Below are 20460 nucleotides of genomic sequence, written 5' to 3'. Positions count from 1 at the left end.
TGCCTTACGCGGCTCCATTGACGAAAGCCATGTCGGCTCGCGTCAGTTCGACATCGCGCAGTACCCGCATGACCGGAAAATCCTCCGTTTCCGTGGCCGTGACGGCCAGGTCGATGGTGACGTCGAAGCGCTGGCGGAACGCGTCGATGATCTCGTCGACGATGATCTCCGGCGCCGACGCTCCAGCCGACAGGCCAAGCGTCGAGATGCCGGCGATGTCATTCCACGGAATCTCGGCAGCGCGCTGTACGAGAAGCGACATCGAGGCGCCGGCACGCTCCGCCACTTCGACAAGTCGCCGCGAATTGGAGGAATTGGGTGCGCCGACGATCAGGTAGAGATCAGCGCCGGCAGCGGTCTCCTTAACCGCCTCCTGGCGGTTGGTGGTGGCGTAGCAGATCGATTCCGCCGCCGGAGCATGCAATTGCGGAAAACGATCCTGCAAGGCGCGGATGATGCCGGCGGTGTCCTCGACCGACAGCGTGGTCTGGGTAACGAAGCCGAGCGCCTGCGGATCGGCAGGCGAAAGCTTCGCGGCATCAGCCTCGGTCTCGATCAGCGTCACCGCGCCGTCCGGCAGTTGGCCCATGGTGCCGATCACCTCGGGATGTCCGGCATGGCCGATCAGCAGCACATGGCGGCCAAGCCGCTGGTGGCGCATCGCCTGCTTGTGGACCTTCGAGACCAGCGGGCAAGTGGCGTCGAGATAGAAGAGGTTGCGGGCCTGCGCGTCCGCCGGCACCGATTTTGGCACGCCGTGGGCCGAGAACACGACCGGCGACTGCCGATGTTCGGCGGGAATCTCGGAGAGTTCTTCGATGAAGACGGCGCCAAGGCTTTGCAGTCCCTCGACGACGTAGCGATTGTGCACGATCTCATGGCGAACATAGACCGGCGCGCCATATTTCTTCAGCGCCAGCACGACGATCTGGATGGCGCGGTCGACGCCGGCGCAAAAGCCGCGCGGCTGGCAGAGCCGGATCGTCAGGGGGGGCTTGGTGGTTGTCTGAAGCATTAAATCCTGGCCGGTTGATCAAAGCCGAAATGAGGTGCCTACCCCTGCCCTGTCAAGTGCAAGGGGGCGGCGGTCGCCTTCATTCCTCTTTCAAGGGGCGGCGAAGCCGCAGGATGAGCACGGCGGCGAGTGCGGCGGCGAGGCCATACCAGGTCATCGCATATTGCAGATGGCTGTTCGGCAGGTCGATGATGGTGACGCCGCCGACCGGCAAGCCGCCCGGATTCGGCGTCTTGTCGGCGTCGATGAAGATCGGCACCAGCGTGGCGCCCGCCGGCAGCCCGGCGCTCGCCGCCATCGCGTCGCGGTCCTTCCAGTAGAAGATGTTCTTCGCCACGTCGTTGTCGGGAAGCATCATCGACGGCTTTGCCGGCAGCGGATTGCGGGCGAGGCCGGTGACCGTCACCTTGCCCGTCACCTGCCCGTTGGCGCGCTTGGTGGCATCCTTGAGATCGTAGGGCACGAAGCCGCGATTGATCAGCACGAAGCGGCCATCGTCGAGGGCCAGCGGCGTGTAGACGTTGAAGCCGGCTTCGCCTTCCCAGGTGGCGTAGAAATGCCGTTCGCCGGAATGCAGGAAGGTGCCGCTGACGGTCACCGGCGTATAGTCGACGTCCCCGGTCGAGGCGAATTCCCTTTCGACCTCGGCGAGCGGCTGCGGCGCCGAGTGCGTACGCTGATCGATGGTCTGCAGCAGACCTTCCTTCCAGTGCAGACGCTGGACCTGCCAGGTGCCGAGCGCCAGCAGGATCAAAAACAGCACCAAGCCAAGGCCAAGCAGCAATGCCGTCCTTGGCCGCGAGCGGCCGCCAGCTCCAACGGATGCCTCGCTCATTCGCCGCGATCCAGCCGGCCTTCGGCCGCCTTGTTGCGGTATTGCAGTGTGAGCAGCACGCCCTTGATCAGCCGAAGCGCCGTCAGGCACAGCGCAACAGCCAGAGGAATCCAGAGCAGCAGATGCAGCCAGAGCGGCGGGCTGAGCGTCACTTCGACCCAGAGCGCCAGGCCGACGATGATGAAACCGATGATCAGGATGACAAAGACCGCCGGTCCGTCGCCGGCATCGGCGTAGGAATAGTCGAGCCCGCAATTGGTGCAGCGCTTGCCAACGGTGAGGAAGCCGGAAAACAGCTGCCCCTCGCCGCAGCGAGGGCAGCGGCCGTGCAAGCCGGCCGAGATTGGATCGATCGGCGGCCAGATCGCCTTGTCGTCGCTCATTGCTTACCGCTCGATCTCGATCGGCGTCCCATCGGCCACCATTGCCCAGATTTCGTCCATGTCGGAGTCCGTAACCGCAATGCAGCCGTCGGTCCAGTCGACCAATTGAAGCAGCCAGCCCCACCAGCCGAAACCGTTTGGCTGGCCGTGGATCATGATCATGCCTCCCGCATCGACATGGCGTGTCGTCGCGGCGGCCAGATCGTCGGCATTGGGATAGGAGATATGGATCGACTTGTGGGCGATGCTGTTCGGGTTGCGCCAGTCGAGGACATAGCGCCCCTGCGGTGTGCGTTGATCGCCCTCCTGGTGCTTGTGCCCAAGCGGATCGCCGCCGAGCGCGATGCTGTAGCTTCGCAGGACCTTGCCTCCGCCAATCAACTCCAGCCGCCGGTCCGACTTGTCGACACGCACCAGATCGACTTTCTCGCCAGCAAGGGCCGGCGCTGTGGCAATCATGCACGCGTAAATGGCACAGAGAAGAGTTAGCCGCATCGGCCATCGATCGGCGATCATTGCGCCGAAATGAAGAAGGCGGCCACGTCGCCGCGGCCGCCTTCTCGAAATCCCTGGAGCCTGTCCCATCCCGATGAATTGGGATGGGGCTCCATCCCTGCGGGTCGAAATCAGTGGGCTTCGATCACCGCGCCGGCCGATCCCCAGACATAGATCGCTGAGAACAGGAACAGCCAGACAACGTCGACGAAGTGCCAATACCAGGCGGCCGCCTCGAAACCGAAATGCTGCTTGGGGGTGAAATCACCCTTCATCGCCCTGATCAGGCAGACCAAGAGGAAGATGGTGCCGATGATGACGTGGAAGCCATGGAAGCCGGTCGCCATGAAGAAGGTGGCGCCGTAGATGGAATCCTTGAAAGCGAACGGAGCATGAATGTACTCGTAGGCCTGCACCATGGTGAACAGCATGCCGAGGCCGACGGTCAGCACCAGGCCGTTGATCAGCCCCTTGCGATCGCCATGGATGAGCGAATGGTGCGCCCAGGTGACCGTGGTGCCCGACAGCAGCAGGATGATGGTGTTGTAGAGCGGCAGGTGGAAGGGATCGAGAACCTCCATGCCCTTCGGCGGCCAGACACCGCCGGTAAACGCGGTGCGCGCGTATTGCTGCACCTCGCCCGGAAACAGGCTGGCGTCGAAGTAGGCCCAGAACCAGGCGACGAAGAACATCACCTCGGAGGCGATGAACATGATCATGCCGTAGCGCAGGTGCAGCGACACGACACGCGTGTGATGGCCCTCATGCGCTTCCTTGATCGTGTCCGACCACCAGGCGAACATGGTGTAGAGAACGATCGCCAGGCCGATGAAGAACAGCCACGGATTGGCGATGTTGAAGCCGAAGATCGGGAAGTCGCCGGCCTTGAGATACTGCATCAGGGCGACACCGCCGATTGCGGTCACCAGCGCACCGATGGACCCCAGGAACGGCCATGGGCTCGGGTCGACGAGATGGTAGTCATGGTGTGGTTTTGCGTGCGCGTCTGCCATATCAACCCCCGAGATTTGCTTCGGTATTCGAAATTGTCTTGCTGCTGCCTTGGACCGGCACTGATGACGCGACCGGCTTGCTCTTCTCGACCGGGAACATCGTATAGGACAGGGTGATTGTCTTCACGTCCTTCAGTTCCGGTATATTCACGATATCGGGATCCACATAGAACACGACCGGCATGTCCAGCGTCTCGCCGGGCTTCAAAGTCGTATCGGTGAAGCAGAAACACTCGACCTTGTTGAAGTAGGGGCCCGCCAGTTCCGGCTGCACATTGAAGGTGGCGCGGCCGGTAACGGGGCGATCGAACTTGTTGGTGGCCTGATAGTGCGCCTGCACGGTCTCGCCGATCTTCATCGTCATCGAACGATCGACCGGCTGGAAATCCCAGGGCACGCCGGCGATGTTGGCGTCGAAACGGACAACGATGTCGCGGTCGAGCACCCGGTTCGCGTATTGCTGCGTGGCGCGTCGCGTGGTGCCGCCATAGCCCGTCGCCTGGCAGAACATCTTGTAGAGCGGCACTGCGGCATAGGCCATGCCGATCATGCCGCCGAAGAAGGCAAGGCAGACAAACGCGACGACGCGGTTGGTGTTCTTCCAGCTGGCGGTCACCTGGCTCATCGTGTTCTCACATCGAGCCGGGGTGATGACCGAATTTCACGATCGTCGCGATGTAGAAAATGATCACCAGCACCGCTAGCGCCAGGCCTATGGCGACAGAACGATTGCGTCTGGCTTTCCTCTGCCGCTCGGTCAGCGTGACCAGCTCGAGCTTTTCTTCGATCATGGTCATGCTCCACCCATGGCAAGCGCGCGCTCGACGACGCTGTCGGCGAGATAGGCAGCGAAGATGGCGAAGAGATAGAGCAACGAATAGGCAAACAAGGCCTTGGCCGGCTTCATCACGCGGTCATCGTCGGTCATGCCAAGCACTTTCCACGCGTACCAGACAAAACCCAACCCAAGCAGCACGGCGGCCACGCCATAGACCGGCGTGGTGTAGCCCAGGATCCATGGCAGCACGCCGACCGGCGCCAGAAGCAGCGCATAGGCGAAGATCTGGCGGCGGGTCGAAGCCTGGCCGGCGACGTTCGGCATCATCGGAATGCCGGCGCGGGCATAATCTTCGGACTTGAACAGCGCCAGCGCCCAGAAATGCGGCGGCGTCCACAGGAAGATGATCAGGAACAGGACAAAGCTTTCCAGGCTGACGCTCCCGGTTACCGCGGCCCAGCCGATAACAGGCGGAATGGCACCGGCGGCGCCGCCGATGACGATGTTCTGCGGCGTCCAGCGCTTGAGCCACATCGTATAGACGACCGCATAGAAGAAGATGGTGAAGGCCAAAAGCGTCGCCGACAGCCAGTTGACCAGCACGCCCAGCGTCATCACCGACAGCACCGACAGCACCAGCCCGAAACTAAGCGCTTCGCCCGGCCGGATACGGCCGGCCGGCACCGGACGAGAGGCGGTGCGCGTCATCACCGCGTCGATGTCGGCATCGTACCACATGTTGAGCGCGCCGGAGGCCCCGGCGCCAATGGCGATCGACAGGATGGCGATCACCGCCAGCAACGGATTGATGGTCACCGGAGCCGCGACCAATCCGACGAAGGCGGTGAACACCACCAGCGACATGACGCGCGGCTTCAGCAGGGCGAAGAAATCGCCCGCCGTCGCTTCCGACATGCGGAAGCCCGCTTCGTCAATGCTGGTTTCGTCGACTAGGGCCATGCGTACTCAAGTCCATCGTTCCGTTTGGCCAAAACCGCCGGCAGGCCGGCGGTTTCGATTCCATGGAGCCTGCCGCCTTACTTGATCTTCGGCAGCTGCTCCCACTGGTGGAAGGGCGGCGGCGAAGGCAGCTGCCATTCCAGTGTCGTGGCGCCTTCGCCCCACGGATTGGCACCGGCGACCCGCTTCTTCTGGAATGCCTCGAACACGCCGTAGAGGAAGATCGCCACGCCGACGGCCGAGATATACGAACCGTAGGACGACACCATGTTCCAGCCGGCAAACGCGTCGGGATAGTCGATGGTGCGGCGCGGCATGCCGGCAAGACCGAGGAAATGCTGCGGGAAGAAGATCAGGTTGACGCCGACGAAGGTGACCCAGAAATGGGTGTTGGCGATGGCGAAGGAATACATGTAGCCGGTCATCTTCGGGAACCAGTAGTACCAGCCGGCGAAGATGGCGAAGACCGCGCCCAGCGACAGCACGTAGTGGAAGTGCGCGATCACGAAATAGGTGTCGTGCAGCGAGCGGTCGAGACCCGCATTGGCCAGCTGGACGCCGGTGACGCCGCCGATAGTGAACAGGAAGATGAAGCCCAGGGCCCACAGCATCGGCGGCTTCAGCGAAATCGATCCGCCCCACATCGTGGCGATCCAGGAAAAGATCTTCACGCCGGTCGGCACCGCGATGACCATCGTGGCGAAGACGAAATAGCGCTGCGTGTCGAGCGACAGGCCGGTCGTGTACATGTGGTGGGCCCAGACGATGAAGCCGACCGCGCCGATGGCGACCATCGCGTAAGCCATGCCGAGGTAACCGAACACCGGCTTCTTCGAGAAGGTCGACACGATGTGGCTGATGATACCGAAGCCCGGCAGGATCAGGATGTAGACCTCAGGGTGACCGAAGAACCAGAACAGGTGCTGGAACAGGATCGGATCGCCGCCGCCGTCGGGCGCGAAGAAGGTCGTGCCGAAGTTGCGGTCGGTCAGGAGCATGGTGATGCCGCCGGCAAGCACCGGGAGTGACAACAGCAGCAGGAAAGCGGTGACCAGCACCGACCAGGCGAACAGCGGCATCTTGTGCATCGTCATGCCGGGCGCACGCATGTTGAAGATGGTGGTGATGAAGTTGATGGCGCCAAGGATCGACGAGGCACCGGCAATGTGGATCGACAGGATCGCCAGATCCATCGCCGGCCCGGGCTGGCCCGAAGTCGACAGCGGCGGATAAAGCGTCCAGCCGCCACCGACGCCAAAGGCGCCAGGCGCGCTCGGCATGAAGGCCGAGGCGATCAGAAGCAGGAAGGCCGGCGGCAGCAGCCAGAACGAGATGTTGTTCATGCGCGGGAAGGCCATGTCAGGCGCACCGATCATGATCGGCACCATCCAGTTGGCAAAACCGCCGATCAGGGCCGGCATGACCATGAAGAAGATCATGATCAGCGCGTGCGCGGTGGCGAAGGCGTTGTACATGCTCTTGCCGCCGTCGATCGCGGCGTCACCGTTCATGCCGTAGACCATTTGCGCGAGGCCGCTGAAAATCTGGATCCCCGGCTCCTGCAGCTCCATGCGGATGGCGACCGACAAGGCACCGCCGACGATGCCGGCGAAGATCGCGAAGATCAGATAGAGCGTGCCGATGTCCTTGTGGTTGGTGGAATACACCCACCGGACCCAGCCGTGATACGGCTTGTGGTCGTGGTCGTCGTGAGCTGCAGCGTCTGCCATGTTCCGCTCCGTTCCCTGATCTTTTATTGGCCGCGGCATCAGTTGCCGGCGGCCGCTACCTTGTTCTGGCCGTCGACCTCAGCCATCAGCGCCTTGTTGGCCCCGGGCAGGTTGGTCTTGGCTTCCGCCAGCCAGCTTTTGAATTGCGCATCGGAGACGACGCGGATGGCGATCGGCATGAAAGCATGATCCTTGCCGCAGAGCTGCGAGCACTGGCCATAGTAGAGGCCTTCCTTGTCGGCCTTGAACCAGGTCTCGTTGGTGCGACCGGGAACCGCGTCCATCTTGATGCCGAACGACGGCATGGCGAAGGAGTGGATCACGTCTGTTGCGGTCACCAGGACGCGGGTCATGGTGTTGACCGGCACAACCATCTCGTTGTCGACGGCGAGCAGGCGCGGATAGATCTTGCGATCTTCCTTGCCCGCAGCTGCCCGGTCGGCTTCCTGCAGGATCGCGGAGTTGAAGGAAATCGTGTTCTCGGTTTGGTATTCGTAGTCCCAGTTCCACTGGTTGCCGGTCGCCTTGACGGTCAGCTTTGCGTCTTCCGGCGGCGTGTATTGCGCCGTCAGCAGCTGGAACGAAGGAATGGCGATGCAGAGCAGGATGACGACCGGGCCGACGGTCCAGATCACCTCGATCAGCGTGTTGTGGCTGGTCTTGGAGGGAACAGGGTTCACGCTCGCGCGGAATTTGAGGATGCAATACGCAAGCAGGCACAGCACCAGTATGGTGATCGGGACGATGAACCACATCGTGTAGTTCCCGAACCACTCGATCTGCCGCATCATATCGGTCGCCGGCGCCTGGAAGCCGGTCTCCCAGTCCCTGGGCTGATCGGCATGGGCGGATGCGCCGGCGAAAAACGTGGCAGCGGCACTTGCGCCTGCTAGGAATTTTCTCATCGCCCTCATCGTCTCCCAGTTCCTCGAGGCTGTGCCCACGAGAATATCGAACAATGCCAGGACGGGAATCCCGACAGTCTCAAGGTGGTTCAAACCATACTCTTTTTCCCTCCGCAAGAAAGGAGCGGGCGAAACCGTGCGGCATTTTTGCGCGCAAGCCCGGATGTGCCTTTCAAGGCAACGGCAACGGTCCCGAATCGCATATGATCGACCATGGCCACATTCCTGCGGGCCGGGCGTGCCGACCGTCGCAATTCGGGCGAAATTGGCTAGGAAAAGCGCCGTATTGGCTGTTTCGGGACAGACCGGTTGCGGTCTCGTCCTTTACTTGGCTTTGGCGCGGCTTAAAGTGCCGTGATTCGCAATGGAGCCGTCATGAACTCTTGGCTTTCGAGACTTGCGCTTTTGGGAATCTTGGCGCTTTCGAGAATCTTGGCGCTTTCGAGAATCTTGGCAAAGGTCATCTTTCTCGCCGCGTTGTCCGCAATCGGCCCGTCCGTTATCGGCCAGCCCGTTGTCGGCTTGTCCAGCCAGGCCAATGCCGCGCAGCCGAGCGGCACCGTCCGCTCGACGCATGGCGCGTGGTCGATCATCTGCGACACGCCGGCCGGCGCCACCTCCGAGCAATGCGTGATGATGCAGAACGTCGTCGCCGAGGACCGTCCAGAGATGGGGCTGTCGGTGGTCGTGCTGCGCACAGCCGACAACAAGGCGGAGATCCTGCGCGTGCTGGCGCCGCTCGGCGTGCTTTTGCCCAACGGTCTTGGCCTCAACGTCGACGGCAAGGACATCGGCCGCGCCTATTTCGTGCGCTGCTTCCAGGATGGCTGCTATGCCGAAGTCATTCTCGAAAAGCCGCTGCTCGACACGCTGAAGACCGGCACATCGGCCACCTTCATCGTCTTCCAGACCCCGGAAGAAGGCATCGGCATCCCCGTCGACCTCAAGGGTTTCGCCGACGGTTTCGCCGCCCTGCCCTGAGACCTCGGCGCTTGCGACGGATCCAACGTCGACGTCACATTTGGTTGATGAAGTCGTCGATGTCACTGGCCATTGAACCCCAGTTCGAGAACTGTTCCTCAAGGTTGGCCGTGGTGATGCCGCCAAGAAGCTGACATCCATCCTGACGGGCTGTCGACAATCGCATTTGTCTTCACAATGCGGCCGGGCGATTGTCTCGGCGCCTCTTCGCGCCTACATCGTGGCAAAGAAGCATTCCTCCTGTGAACGGACGCGCCATGAACAGCCTGATCGGCCAATTCGACATTTCAGACGATCGCATCAAGCAGATCGTCACTGAGACCATCAATGGCGCCGACGACGGCGAACTGTTTCTCGAATACAGCGAGAGCGAAGCGCTGATGTTCGACAACGGCCGGCTGAAGACCGCCAACTTCAACACCGACCAAGGGTTTGGCCTGCGCGCCGTTGCTGGCGAAGCCAGCGGCTATGCCCATTCCAGCGACCTTTCCGAGGCCTCGCTGCTGCGCGCCGCCGACGCTGTTTCAACCGTCAAGGGCGGCTATTCCGGCACGCTGGCCGCGGCGCCGGCCCGCACCAACCGCCATCTCTATGGCGAAGAGAATCCGATCCCCTCCCCCTCCTTCGAGGTCAAGGCAAAGCTGCTGCAGGAAATCGACGCCTGGCTGCGCGCCGAGGATCCTCGCGTGCGCCAGGTTTCTGCCTCGCTGTCCTCATCCTGGCAGCATGTCGAGATCGTGCGCGCCGATGGCCAGGTTGTGCGCGACATCCGCCCGCAGGTCCGCGTCCACGTTTCTGTCGTCGTCGGCGATGGCGACCGCCAGGAGAGCGGCTCCTACGGCATGGGCGGACGCAAGGCCTTCGGCGACTTCCTTGTCGAGGACAGCTGGAAGCACGCCGCCAAGGAGGCGCTGAGGCAAGCGCTGGTCAATCTCGAGGCCATACCGGCGCCGGCTGGCACCTTCGACATCGTGCTGTCCAGCGGCTGGCCGGGCGTCATGCTGCACGAGGCCGTCGGCCATGGGCTCGAAGGTGACTTCAACCGCAAGAAGACCTCAGCCTTCGCCGGCCTGATGGGCCAGCAGGTCGCCGCCAAGGGGGTGACCGTCGTCGACGACGGCACCATGCCGGAGCGGCGCGGGTCGCTCACCGTCGACGATGAAGGAACCCCGACGGCCCGCAACGTGCTGATCGAGGACGGCAGACTGGTTGGCTACATGCAGGATCGCCAGAACGCACGGCTGATGGGCATGACTGCGACAGGCAACGGCCGGCGCGAAGGCTACGCCCACCAGCCGATGCCGCGCATGACCAACACCTTCATGACGGCGGGCGACAGGGAGCCGGGCGAAATCATCGCCTCGGTCAAGAACGGTATCTATGCCGTCTCCTTCGGCGGCGGTCAGGTCGACATCACCTCGGGCAAGTTCGTGTTCGGCTGCACCGAGGCCTACATGATCGAGAACGGCAAGGTGACGCAGCCGATCAAGGGCGCGATGCTGATCGGCAATGGGCCGGACGCCATGCACCGTGTTTCCATGATCGGCAACGACATGCAGCTCGATACCGGCATCGGCATGTGCGGCAAGGGCGGACAGGGCGTCCCGGTCGGCGTCGGCCAACCGCATCTCCGAATGAACCAGATGACGGTGGGCGGCACGCGGGTTTGAATGATCGGCATATCCCAGAAACATCGCCATCCAAGCGGTGTTTTCCGGGGTGCAGCCGACCATGCCCCAGAGCCAAGATCTTCATCCTGACAGGCGCCGGCATTTCGGCGGAATCGGGTGCCGCAATGTTGCTCGACTCTGTGGAGGTCTGGGCCAAAGACGGCGCATTCCAGCCGAATCCATGTCGGCACCTTGAAGCGAACACAATCCACGTTAAGAAATTATTAAGTCTCTAACTGCCTGGGCTGCCTTTTGCGCACGAACGCAGCACCAGCTTCCTGGTTGCGGCGGTGTTTTGGCAATGCGGCATGTCCCCGGCGTTCTCACTTCCTCTTTCCTACTTGGCTTCGTTTCATTGATTGGTGCGACATCGCTGCAGGCCAGTCCGGCGGAAGCACAGTCGACATTGTTCAAGTCGCGATCGACGCAATCTTCCCTGCAAGGGCTGCGCTCTGCCACCGTCGGTGCAAGCACCAGCGTCCCCTACGGTTGGGTCGATTTCTGCCATCGCCGACCAAAAGAGTGCAAGGTGCCCGCTCTGCCTGCCGCGAATGTCAAGCTGACCGCGCAGAACCTGCGCATCCTCAAGCGGATAAATCAGAAGGCGAACAGCTTCATCAAACCGGTCAGCAATTTCGACCACTGGGGCACGATGGTGGACCATTGGGATTACCCCGTGGACGGCAAGGGCGACTGCAAGATCTACGCCCTCTACAAGCGCAAGCTTCTTCTGGAGGCGGGATTCCCCCGGCAGGCGCTGCTGATGACCGTGGTGCGCGACCTGGACAATGAAGGCCACACCATCCTGACGGTGAAAACCGACAAGGGCGATCTTGTCCTGGACAATCTGGTGGATGAGATCAGACCTTGGAATGCGACGGGCTATTACTTCCTCAAACGCCAGTCCCAACAGAACCCAAACACATGGGTGTCGATCAACCAACGGGGCGGCACGTCGAAAACCCTTACGAATGTTTCCAAGCTGGTAGACTGAGCGGCCTGCCAGACCAGAGCGCTTCAGCTTTTTGAAGGTTCGGTGCCCGGCGACCGGCGGGCAATCCCTGCCTCACTCCTGCCTACTGCTTGCATGGAGGCTTGCCCGGGTGTCCGCAGGCAGGCTTCTTGTTGCCTCGCGGCGGCTGCTGATTGGGCTGCTGTTGCGGCGGACGCCGCTCCTGGACCTGGGGCCTGGGCTGAGCATGGAACTCCGGCTTCTGCGGCTTGGAGAACACCCTCACGTTCGGCTTCTCCTGCAGCTTGAGTTGGCGCTGCGGATTCTCGTTCGGCTTGTTGACCTTGAAATTCCGCTGGACGTTGACTTGCGGGCCGGCGGAACCTCCACCGCCGTTCTGCGGCTTGCGGAACTTCTTGTTCCCGTTTCCCGGAGCCTGATCGCTCGGTCCGACAACGGCCTGGCCGGCGGACAGATCCTTGCGCGTCAACTTCTTCGGCTTGCCGCCACCCTGGTCGGAGAAGACAGCTGGATTGTTCTTCTTGATCCTCTCCTGCACGTTCGGGCGCTGCCCGGCCGGTGCACCGTTGACGGTCGGCAGCTTGTTGAGCTTGCCGTTCTTGCCCTGCCCATTGCCGGCTCCGTTCTGCCGGCCATTGCCCTGTCCGGTAACGGCAGCGCCGGCATTTCCCGTAGCCTGCTGGTTGCCGCCCGAGGTGCCTTGCTTGCCAAGCAGCTTCTTGGACTTGTTGTTGGGCAAATTTTTGTTGTTTGGCAAATTCTGGCCTTTGAGCACCGGCGGTTTGCCGTTGACGAGTGGCAGCGTCTTGCCGTTCGCTCCCGGCAGGGTGTGATCAGTTGAGAGCGTCTTCGAGACCGGCTTTGCGCCGGGAGGCTGCCGGCCTTGCGTCACACCCTGGCCGAGTTTGCCCGGAGCGGCAGGGTTCTGGTTAGAGAGCACGGCCTTCTTATGCAGCAGCGGCGGCAGCGCCACCTTGGTCGCGAGCGCTGCGGCGCCCAGTCCAACAGCGGCGCCGGTCAGCTTCTGGCCGGTGGTGAGGCCGCCGCCCTGCCCTGCCTGATTGTTCTCGGTATTGATCGTCGTGTTGTTGATGACGGTCGTGTTGTGGATGTTGTTGAAGATGACGTTGTCGGGCGGCGGCGCAATGTTGTGCGGCGGGTTGACCCACACCGGCACCGGCACGAAGACCGGCACCGGCAGGACAAAGACATCGACTGCCGGCCGCGGCGGCGCCAACACGACAAAATCCGGCGGAGGCGGCGGCAGGAAGATCACCGCGACAGGCGGTGGTGGCTCGAAGTCGAAATCGGGATCGTCGAAATAGAGCACGGGCCGGTCGACATAGATGATCTCTTCCGGTGGCGGCGGCGGTATGTCGTAGTCATAGACGGCAAAATCCTCCGGCGGCTCCAGCGCTGCGTCGAAATGCTCCAGACGGCGGCGGGCATCCCAGGCATGCGGGCCGTGCGGATAGCGATCGAGGTAGGACCAGTAGGCTTCCGGGGTGTCCCGGAGCCAGGTTTCGCGCCAAGTGATTGCTTCGCGCCGAGCAGCGATGATGGCACGCACGCGCTTGGCCATTGGATCGCGCGGGTAGGCGCCGACGAAATCCTCGTAACCGCTGAGCGTGTCGCGGTCGAGGGCCGCGACATAGGCGTCGCGGGCGTCGAAGTCGCGGATCTCTCTGGTCCGGTTGGCTTGGGACTCAGCCTCCGAGACCCTGGGCGCGGGCGCGTCCGGAGCCCGGTCGAAGAAGACGAAGGGCGCCGTGATCTTTGAGGCGCTCCACGGAACTTCCGCGCCCTGGGTCACCTCGTTGACGCGCAGGCGCGTGCGATCGAAGACATCGTCAAGCGGCAGGCCGCCTTCGCGCATCATCTCCGCCAGCGCCTGGGCAAAGGCACCGTATGGACCTTTGCCTTCAGGCGCGACCGTACCCGGGGCGGCATTGAACGCAACAAGCATGTTCGGATCGGGATCGACCAGTGCGAGACCTCCGGCCAGCGGCCGGTTCGTCTGCGGGAATGCATTCGGCCGCGCCGCATCGAGCACGACGATATTGACCTTCGTCGGCAGTCCAGCCAGCGACTTGGTGACATCGGAGAGCCGCATCCCCTGAAGCGGGACGTCGGTTGGATTGGCGATCTGGGCATCGACAGGCAAGAAGTAATTCTCGCCTTCGAACTGTACGCCATGGCCGGCGAGATAGATGAAGACGACCGCGTCGGGACCGGCAGCAGAAACCTTGCCAAGGAAATCGCGCAGCGCGCCGCGCAGCGATTCCTGGTCGACGTCGCGGGCACCGACAACATCGAACCCTGCTGCCTGCAAGGTCTGGCCGATCAGCCCGGCATCATTGGCGGGCGTCGCTAGCGCACTAGACGGATAGGCCGCATTGCCGATGACGAAAGCGAGGCGTTTTTCGCCCTGCGCGAGGGCACCGGTCACCGAAGCGGCCACGAAAATGAAGAGGAGGAAGAAGCCTAGGAATTTCTGGAGCGTCCGCATTTCTGGCCACCAAGTATGGAAACGGTGATGGAGCAGGATGGTTCCTTCCTCCAGTGATTTCCAAAATAGACGGGCGCAAAGAGGCGGCTTCGCGGCGCGATTTCGGCAAACCCGCCCGACGCGGAAACCTCAAGAAAATGTGATCATTTTGGTTCGCGCTTGAGCCGAGGGAAATGCCAACAGCGCTACCGCCTTCGTTTGGGCTTCTCCAGTAGCGCCACGGCCTCGACGTGAGGCGACCACAGGAACTGGTCGATCGGCGTCACGCTTTTCAAGGTGTAGCCGCCGTCGAGCAGGATTCGCAGGTCGCGAGCCAGCGTGACCGGATTGCAGGATACGGCCGCGACAAACGGAACGTCCGAGCGTGCGATCTGCTTCGACTGGTCCTCGGCGCCGGCGCGGGGCGGGTCGAACACCAGGCCGTCGAAGCCATTCAATTCCTTGAAGGTCAGCGGCCGGCGGAACAGGTCGCGGCGCTCGCCTGTCACCCGCTTCAGGCCGGTCGCGAAGCGCGAGCCCCGGTCGAGCGCCGAAAGGGCTGGCGCATCGCCTTCGACCGCATGGACTTCCGACTTCTCTGCCAGCCGCAAGGCAAAGCTGCCGCAGCCGGCGAACAGATCGGCGACCTTCTTGGCGCGCTTCAGATGTCCGCCGACGATATCGGCCATGGTCTGTTCGGCGGCCTCGGTCGCTTGCAGGAAGGCGCCCGGCGGCACGGCGACCGCGACATTGCCGAACATGACCACAGGCTTCCTTGGCTCGATGATGATCTCGTCATCGATGGACAGCCTGGCAAATCCCTGAGCCAATACGAAGTTGGAGGCGATCCGACGCTGGTGTTCGCCCAGTTTGCCGGACTCGTAGACTGCGACGTCAAGGCCCGACCCGGTCACGGTGACCGCCAGCCGGAACGATTTGGTGGTGGCGCACACCAGTTCGGCGAGCGCCTTCAGCCGATCGAACGCGCTGACGATCTCGGGCAGCGAGATCGGGCATTCCGATATCGAGATGATTTCCGGCGACAGATGGCGATTGAAGCCGAGCAGCATGCCTGTGTCGGTGCGTCGCGCGGCGAGCACGACGCGGCGGCGCGTGTGCGGCGCGCAGGCGACCAGTTCGCCGATGTCGCAATCGATGCCCTTGCCCTTCAGCGCGTGCACCACCTTTTCGCGTTTCCATTGGCGATAGGCTGCGGCTTCGAAATGCTGGAGCGCGCAACCGCCGCATTCGGTGAAATGGCGGCAGGCGGGATCGATGCGCAGCGGCGAAGCCTCTAGCACCGCCATCAGCGTGGCACGGTCTTTTTCGCGCGCGGCGGTGACGACCTCCCCGGGTAGTGTGAAGGGAATGAACAGATCGCCGCTCTCGGTCTCGGCGATGCCGTCGCCCTGGGCGCCAAGTTTCCTGATGCTGAATCGCGCGCTCATCGATCCTTGATCCCACCGAGTAGGAATTCGCGATTACCGTCGCCGCCTTCGATCGGCGACAAATGCAGGCCCAGCGAACGCCAGCCTGGAACAGCGTCCAGCCAATCCTGCAGCAGGCCGGCGACACGGGCGGCGTCGTAGGGATCCTTCAACAGGCCGCCCTTGCCGATTGCTTCGCGGCCGGCCTCGAATTGCGGCTTGACCAGAAACATGGCACCGGCACCAGCCTTCGCAAGGCCAAGCGCCGGCGGCAGCGCCAGTTTCAGCGAAATGAAACTGACGTCGGAAACGACGAAATCCGGGATCCGGCCGGCCAGATCATCGGCTGTGAGATCGCGCGCGTTCAGGCCCTCGATGACAGTTACGCGCGGATCGCCGCCGATATCGGCATGCATCTGGCCATGCCCGACATCGATGGCGGTGACGTGGGCCGCGCCGCGCTCGAGCAGCACCTGGGTGAAGCCGCCGGTCGAGGCGCCGATGTCGAGCGCCTCGCGGCCGGCGGGATCGAGGCCGAAATGGTCGAGCCCACCGATCAGTTTCAGCGCCGCACGCGACACATAGCCCTGCGCCGGATCATCGATGGCGATCAGGCATTGCGGCGAAACGTTCTGGCCGGGCTTGCGGGCTATGACGCCGTCCACCATCACCGTGCCACGCTCGACCGCGTCGCGGGCGCGCGAACGGCTGGCAAAAAGGCCCCGCTGGACGAGCAGGTCGTCGAGCCGCTGGCGGGGGCTGGCTGGCAGAGGCGAGTTCATTGGCCTTCATGGCGAAAGCCGGTCGCGAAGGCAAGGATATTGGGGCGGGACAAGGAACATCGTTCGAAAGCATGCGAACACTTCAAGCCGCTGCGCCGCTTGCGAGCATCGCATCGGCCCGGCACAATACCAAGCAGGAGCGCCGTACTGTCCGAACGAGGAAGGACGAATGCTGACAGGAACCTGCCACTGTGGTGCGACCCACTGGACCCTGGAGGGTGATCCCGGTCCGGTCACCGCGTGCAGTTGCCGTCGCTATGGCGCGCTCTGGGCTTACGACTATGTCGACGAACGCATCCGCGTCGCGGGACCGATGAAAAGCTACACGCGCCCCGGAAAGGACACGCCCTCGCTTGAGATCCTGTTCTGTCCCACTTGCGCTTGCGTGCTCGCCTGGCGTGGCTTGGGCTCCAGCGCCACTGGCCGCACTCGAATCGCCGTCAATGTAAGGCTTGCGCCGCCGGAGGCCGTCGCCGACTTGCCGATCGACCATTTCGATGGCCTCGACACTTACGACGACCTGCCGCGCGATGGCCGCTGCGTGCGCGACATGTGGTTCTAAAGCGCGCCGCGCTTGGACGGCGGCATGCTCTTGAAAATGGTTCGCGAAACCCGGCGATCGACGGCTGGAGACAAACCGTCATCCCGATTTCCCGAAGCCTGCTCGCCCGGATGCTCGGTCGCAGGCGCCGGCGCTGGCACAGGGTCCGGCAGGACAACCAGTTGCGGCACCTGCTTGTAGGAAAAGCCGCCGCGAATATCGCCCATCTTGCCGGCGATGATGCCCATGGCCGCCTTTTCGAGACTGCGATCATAGCGCGTTTCGGCGGCGGCCGGCGCGACGATGACCGCTGAAAGCGCCACGCCGCACAGAAGCGTTCTCATTGTTTTTGTCTCCCTGCCTGGTCACGATCTAGCAGGGCGCCGTTGAAAAACGTCCAAGAGACACGGTAAGCAAAGCGCCAAACGGCAGCGTTAACAATGCGTTAAAGCATCAAGCCGGCAAACTGATTCAAGCCCTTGAGATATTGATTCAGGCGCGCTGGGCGCGGGCTGTATGGCCAAGCGCGACGAACACCGTGCGCACGATGCCGGCGGCATCAAGCCCGGCATCGGCATACATCTTTTCCGGCTTGGCGTGGTCGGTGAACGCGTCGGGCAGCACCAGCGGGCGTACCTTCAGGCCACTTTCAAGCAAGCCCTCATGGGCGAGGAACTGCAACACATGGCTGGCGAAGCCGCCGACGGCGCCCTCTTCCACCGTCACCAGAACCTCGTGCGAGCGGGCCAGCCGGCGGATCAGATCCTCATCGAGCGGCTTGGCGAAACGGGCATCGGCGACCGTGGTGGAAAGCCCGGCCGCGCCAAGCTCCTCGGCGGCGATCAGGCAATCCTGCAGCCGCGTGCCGAAGGACAGGAGTGCCACCTTGGTGCCTTCCCTGACGATACGGCCCTTGCCGATTTCGAGCACCGCGCCGCGCTCCGGCATGTCGACGCCGACGCCGTTGCCACGCGGATAGCGGAAGGCGATCGGGCCGTCATCATAGCTTGCCGCGGTGCGCACCATGTGGCGCAGTTCCGCCTCGTCTGCTGCTGCCATCACCACGAAACCGGGCAAGGTTGCCAGGAAGGTGGTGTCAAAGGCGCCGCAATGGGTGGCGCCATCGGCGCCGACGAAGCCGGCGCGGTCGATGGGAAAGCGCACCGGTAGTTTCTGGATCGCGACGTCGTGGACGACCTGGTCGTAGGCGCGCTGCAGGAAGGTCGAATAGATCGCGGCGAACGGCTTGTAACCTTCGGTGGCGAGGCCGGCGGCGAAGGTCACCGCGTGCTGTTCGGCGATGCCGACATCGAAGATCCGCGAGGGAAATGCTTCACCGAACAGGTCGAGGCCGGTGCCGCTCGGCATGGCTGCGGTGACGGCGACGATGCGGTCGTCCTCGCGGCCTTCCCTAACCAGGCTTTCGGCGAAGACCTTGGTGTAGGCCGGCGCGTTGGCCGGCGCCTTCGCCTGCGCTCCGGTGATGACATCGAACTTGTTGACGCCGTGATACTTGTCTGCGGCGGCTTCAGCCGGCGCGTAGCCCTTGCCCTTCTGGGTGACGACATGGATCAGCACCGGGCCTTCGCCATTGTCGCGGACGTTCTTCAGGACCGGGATCAGATGCTCGAGGTTGTGACCGTCGATCGGGCCGATGTGATAGAAGCCGAGTTCCTCGAAGAGCGTGCCGCCGGTGACGTAGCCGCGTGCATGCTCGACCGCCCGGGTGATCGCACGGTCGGCGCGCTTGCCGAGATAAGAGGTCAGTTTCTTACCGAAGTCGCGCAGGCCGACATAGGTCTTGCCCGAGGCCAGACGCGCCAGATAGGCGCTCATCGCGCCGGTCGGCGGCGCAATCGACATGTCGTTGTCGTTGAGGATGACGATCAGCCGGGCATCGAGCGCGCCGGCATTGTTCATCGCCTCGTATGCCATGCCGGCCGACATGGCACCATCGCCGATGACGGCGATGACGTTGTTGCGGCCGCCGGAGAGATCGCGGGCGGCGGCCATGCCGAGGCCGGCCGATATCGATGTCGAGGAGTGAGCGGCACCGAAGGGATCGTATTCGCTCTCGGCGCGGCGGGTGAAGCCGGACAGGCCCCCTTCCTGGCGCAAGGTGCGGATACGGTCGCGACGGCCGGTCAGGATCTTGTGCGGATAGGCCTGGTGGCCGACATCCCAGATCAGCCGGTCATCCGGGGTGTTGAAGACATAATGCAGCGCGACTGTCAGCTCGACCACGCCAAGGCCGGCGCCAAGATGGCCGCCGGTGTGGGACACCGCGTCGATCAGTTCGGCACGAAGCTCGGATGCCAGTTGCGGCAATTCGCTCTCGGCAAGCGTGCGCAGGTCGGCCGGGATGCGGACCTTGTCGAGAAGGGGCGTATGCGGCGTTGCGTTCAAGGGTAGGCCTACTCAGGCTTTCTGTTCATGGGCGAGATAGGCCGCCGGCCGGCGAAAGTAAATGCGTGTCAGTGACGCGGATCAGGCTTTAGGTCTTTGCCTTATGTATGTCGTTCTCCCAAAACCGGGTCACTTTTGGGCGACATGCATCAGCTTTCCGGCAGCGGGATGAATTCTTCCTCATCGCCAGGAACGATATCGAAGCGGCCCGTCTTCCATTCTTGCTTGGCCTGTTCGATGCGCTCCTTGGAGGACGAGACGAAATTCCACCAGATGTAACGCTTCGAGCCGAGCGAGGCGCCGCCGAACAGCATGAAATGGGCGCCGCCTTCCGACGATACGACGATCTCGTCGCCTGGCCGGAACACCAGCAGTCGCTCGGCTGGAAAAACATCGCCTGAAATCGAAACGTCGCCCTCCAGCGTGTAGATGGCGCGCTCTTCCGCATCGGCCGGGATTTTCACGCTGGCGCCCGGCGCCAGCCTGAGGTCGGCATAAAGCGTCTCGGAGTGAGCCCTCACCGGCGACCGCAGTCCCTGGAAGTCGCCGATGACGACGCGCCCGGTGACGCCTTCGGCATCGATCTCGGGGAGGCGCAAGGCAGCGGTGTTCTCGAAAACCGGTGCCACTTCCTCCTTGCCGTCCGGCAGTGCCAGCCATGTCTGCAGGCCGGAGACCGACATCGGCGCGCCACGCAATTCCTCCGGCGTGCGCTCGGAATGGACGATGCCGCGGCCAGCGGTCATCAAATTCACGTCGCCGGGCTGGATGACCATTTCGGTGCCGAGTGAATCGCGATGCCTGATCTTGCCGTCGAACAGATAGGTCACCGTCGACAGCCCGATATGCGGATGCGGACGGACATCGAGCGCCTGGCCCGCGCGCAGGATCGCCGGGCCCATGCGGTCGAAGAAGATGAAAGGCCCGACGAGCCGTCTTTTGGCGGTCGGCAATGCGCGGCGTACCTGGAAACCACCGATGTCCTTGGCGTTCGGAATGACCATCAGCTCGATCTGGTCGCTGGCAAAGGCGTCGCCGACTTCAGGGTCTTTCCCGGGGAAGAAGCTCATGGACTCTC

General features: G+C 63.0%; 20 protein-coding genes. 4 read left to right on the top strand and 16 right to left on the bottom strand.

Going from position 1 to position 20460, the window contains the following annotated elements; all coding sequences use genetic code 11:
• Positions 1 to 4 precede the first annotated feature (4 nt).
• The 10 genes from ispH to coxB all read right to left on the bottom strand — a co-directional run bounded on the left by ispH (position 5) and on the right by coxB (position 8114).
• Positions 5 to 1015 carry a 4-hydroxy-3-methylbut-2-enyl diphosphate reductase gene (ispH, locus tag AC1D2G_RS17490; RefSeq protein ID WP_457154415.1) on the bottom strand — a complete coding sequence of 337 codons (1011 nt, stop codon included), beginning with the start codon at positions 1013 to 1015 and terminating at the stop codon, positions 5 to 7.
• Between the two features lie 79 nt (positions 1016 to 1094).
• Positions 1095 to 1850 (bottom strand): SURF1 family protein, encoded by a 756-nt coding sequence (locus AC1D2G_RS17485; RefSeq protein ID WP_477415556.1) that lies wholly within the window; start codon positions 1848 to 1850, stop codon positions 1095 to 1097.
• Entirely contained in the window at positions 1847 to 2233 is a 387-nt protein-coding gene (locus AC1D2G_RS17480; protein ID WP_095091936.1) for a DUF983 domain-containing protein, read from the bottom strand. The genes AC1D2G_RS17485 and AC1D2G_RS17480 overlap by 4 nt, the downstream gene beginning before the upstream one ends.
• 3 nt (positions 2234 to 2236) lie before the next feature.
• Positions 2237 to 2728 carry a L,D-transpeptidase family protein gene (locus AC1D2G_RS17475; RefSeq protein ID WP_477415554.1) on the bottom strand — a complete coding sequence of 164 codons (492 nt, stop codon included), beginning with the start codon at positions 2726 to 2728 and terminating at the stop codon, positions 2237 to 2239.
• 131 nt (positions 2729 to 2859) lie between these two features.
• Complete coding sequence (locus AC1D2G_RS17470) at positions 2860 to 3741, bottom strand: cytochrome c oxidase subunit 3 (RefSeq protein WP_477415552.1); 882 nt, start codon at positions 3739 to 3741, stop codon at positions 2860 to 2862.
• Position 3742: 1 nt separating this feature from the next.
• Positions 3743 to 4366, bottom strand: coding sequence for a cytochrome c oxidase assembly protein (locus tag AC1D2G_RS17465; protein WP_477415550.1), 624 nt, complete (start codon positions 4364 to 4366; stop codon positions 3743 to 3745).
• 7 nt (positions 4367 to 4373) lie between these two features.
• Entirely contained in the window at positions 4374 to 4532 is a 159-nt protein-coding gene (locus AC1D2G_RS17460; RefSeq protein ID WP_095091991.1) for a hypothetical protein, read from the bottom strand.
• 2 nt (positions 4533 to 4534) lie between these two features.
• The gene (locus AC1D2G_RS17455; protein WP_457154103.1) at positions 4535 to 5479 is read right to left on the bottom strand and encodes a heme o synthase; all 945 of its coding nucleotides are present in this window, start codon (positions 5477 to 5479) and stop codon (positions 4535 to 4537) included.
• A 77-nt stretch (positions 5480 to 5556) separates the two neighbouring features.
• Positions 5557 to 7209 (bottom strand): cytochrome c oxidase subunit I, encoded by a 1653-nt coding sequence (ctaD, locus tag AC1D2G_RS17450; protein ID WP_095091932.1) that lies wholly within the window; start codon positions 7207 to 7209, stop codon positions 5557 to 5559.
• Positions 7210 to 7247: 38 nt separating this feature from the next.
• Positions 7248 to 8114 carry a cytochrome c oxidase subunit II gene (gene coxB / locus AC1D2G_RS17445; protein ID WP_477307370.1) on the bottom strand — a complete coding sequence of 289 codons (867 nt, stop codon included), beginning with the start codon at positions 8112 to 8114 and terminating at the stop codon, positions 7248 to 7250.
• Between the two features lie 375 nt (positions 8115 to 8489).
• On the opposite strand from coxB, the gene AC1D2G_RS17440 reads away from it, so the two are divergent.
• The 3 genes from AC1D2G_RS17440 (at position 8490) to AC1D2G_RS17430 (ending at position 11759) form a co-directional block, all read left to right on the top strand.
• Positions 8490 to 9095, top strand: a complete 606-nt coding sequence (locus AC1D2G_RS17440) for an invasion associated locus B family protein (RefSeq protein ID WP_477307372.1) — start codon at positions 8490 to 8492, stop codon at positions 9093 to 9095.
• Between the two features lie 257 nt (positions 9096 to 9352).
• Positions 9353 to 10765 (top strand): metalloprotease TldD, encoded by a 1413-nt coding sequence (gene tldD / locus AC1D2G_RS17435; protein WP_477307374.1) that lies wholly within the window; start codon positions 9353 to 9355, stop codon positions 10763 to 10765.
• Between the two features lie 301 nt (positions 10766 to 11066).
• The gene (locus AC1D2G_RS17430; protein ID WP_457153668.1) at positions 11067 to 11759 is read left to right on the top strand and encodes a transglutaminase-like cysteine peptidase; all 693 of its coding nucleotides are present in this window, start codon (positions 11067 to 11069) and stop codon (positions 11757 to 11759) included.
• An 82-nt stretch (positions 11760 to 11841) separates the two neighbouring features.
• On the opposite strand, the gene AC1D2G_RS17425 is transcribed toward AC1D2G_RS17430, so the two are convergent.
• The 3 genes from AC1D2G_RS17425 to AC1D2G_RS17415 all read right to left on the bottom strand — a co-directional run bounded on the left by AC1D2G_RS17425 (position 11842) and on the right by AC1D2G_RS17415 (position 16435).
• Entirely contained in the window at positions 11842 to 14247 is a 2406-nt protein-coding gene (locus tag AC1D2G_RS17425; protein WP_477415548.1) for a caspase family protein, read from the bottom strand.
• 185 nt (positions 14248 to 14432) lie between these two features.
• Positions 14433 to 15674 (bottom strand): class I SAM-dependent RNA methyltransferase, encoded by a 1242-nt coding sequence (locus AC1D2G_RS17420; protein ID WP_477226027.1) that lies wholly within the window; start codon positions 15672 to 15674, stop codon positions 14433 to 14435.
• Positions 15671 to 16435, bottom strand: coding sequence for a TlyA family RNA methyltransferase (locus AC1D2G_RS17415; protein ID WP_477307380.1), 765 nt, complete (start codon positions 16433 to 16435; stop codon positions 15671 to 15673). The genes AC1D2G_RS17420 and AC1D2G_RS17415 overlap by 4 nt, the downstream gene beginning before the upstream one ends.
• 169 nt (positions 16436 to 16604) lie before the next feature.
• Between AC1D2G_RS17415 and AC1D2G_RS17410 the strand changes: the two genes are divergently transcribed.
• Positions 16605 to 16997, top strand: a complete 393-nt coding sequence (locus AC1D2G_RS17410) for a GFA family protein (protein ID WP_477415546.1) — start codon at positions 16605 to 16607, stop codon at positions 16995 to 16997.
• On the opposite strand, the gene AC1D2G_RS17405 is transcribed toward AC1D2G_RS17410, so the two are convergent.
• The 3 genes from AC1D2G_RS17405 to AC1D2G_RS17395 all read right to left on the bottom strand — a co-directional run bounded on the left by AC1D2G_RS17405 (position 16994) and on the right by AC1D2G_RS17395 (position 20452).
• On the bottom strand, positions 16994 to 17320 hold the full coding sequence (locus AC1D2G_RS17405) for a hypothetical protein (protein WP_477415544.1): 327 nt from the start codon (positions 17318 to 17320) through the stop codon (positions 16994 to 16996). The two genes, AC1D2G_RS17410 and AC1D2G_RS17405, sit on opposite strands and share 4 nt — an antisense overlap.
• 148 nt (positions 17321 to 17468) lie before the next feature.
• Entirely contained in the window at positions 17469 to 19382 is a 1914-nt protein-coding gene (gene dxs / locus AC1D2G_RS17400; protein ID WP_477307386.1) for a 1-deoxy-D-xylulose-5-phosphate synthase, read from the bottom strand.
• A 149-nt stretch (positions 19383 to 19531) separates the two neighbouring features.
• Complete coding sequence (locus AC1D2G_RS17395) at positions 19532 to 20452, bottom strand: pirin family protein (protein WP_477307388.1); 921 nt, start codon at positions 20450 to 20452, stop codon at positions 19532 to 19534.
• Positions 20453 to 20460: the final 8 nt, after the last annotated feature.

Source organism: Mesorhizobium sp. P2_C7 (assembly GCF_056404515.1).
The sequence above is the reverse complement of the archived record's forward strand: the minus strand, read 5'-3'. Positions and strand labels throughout refer to the sequence as shown.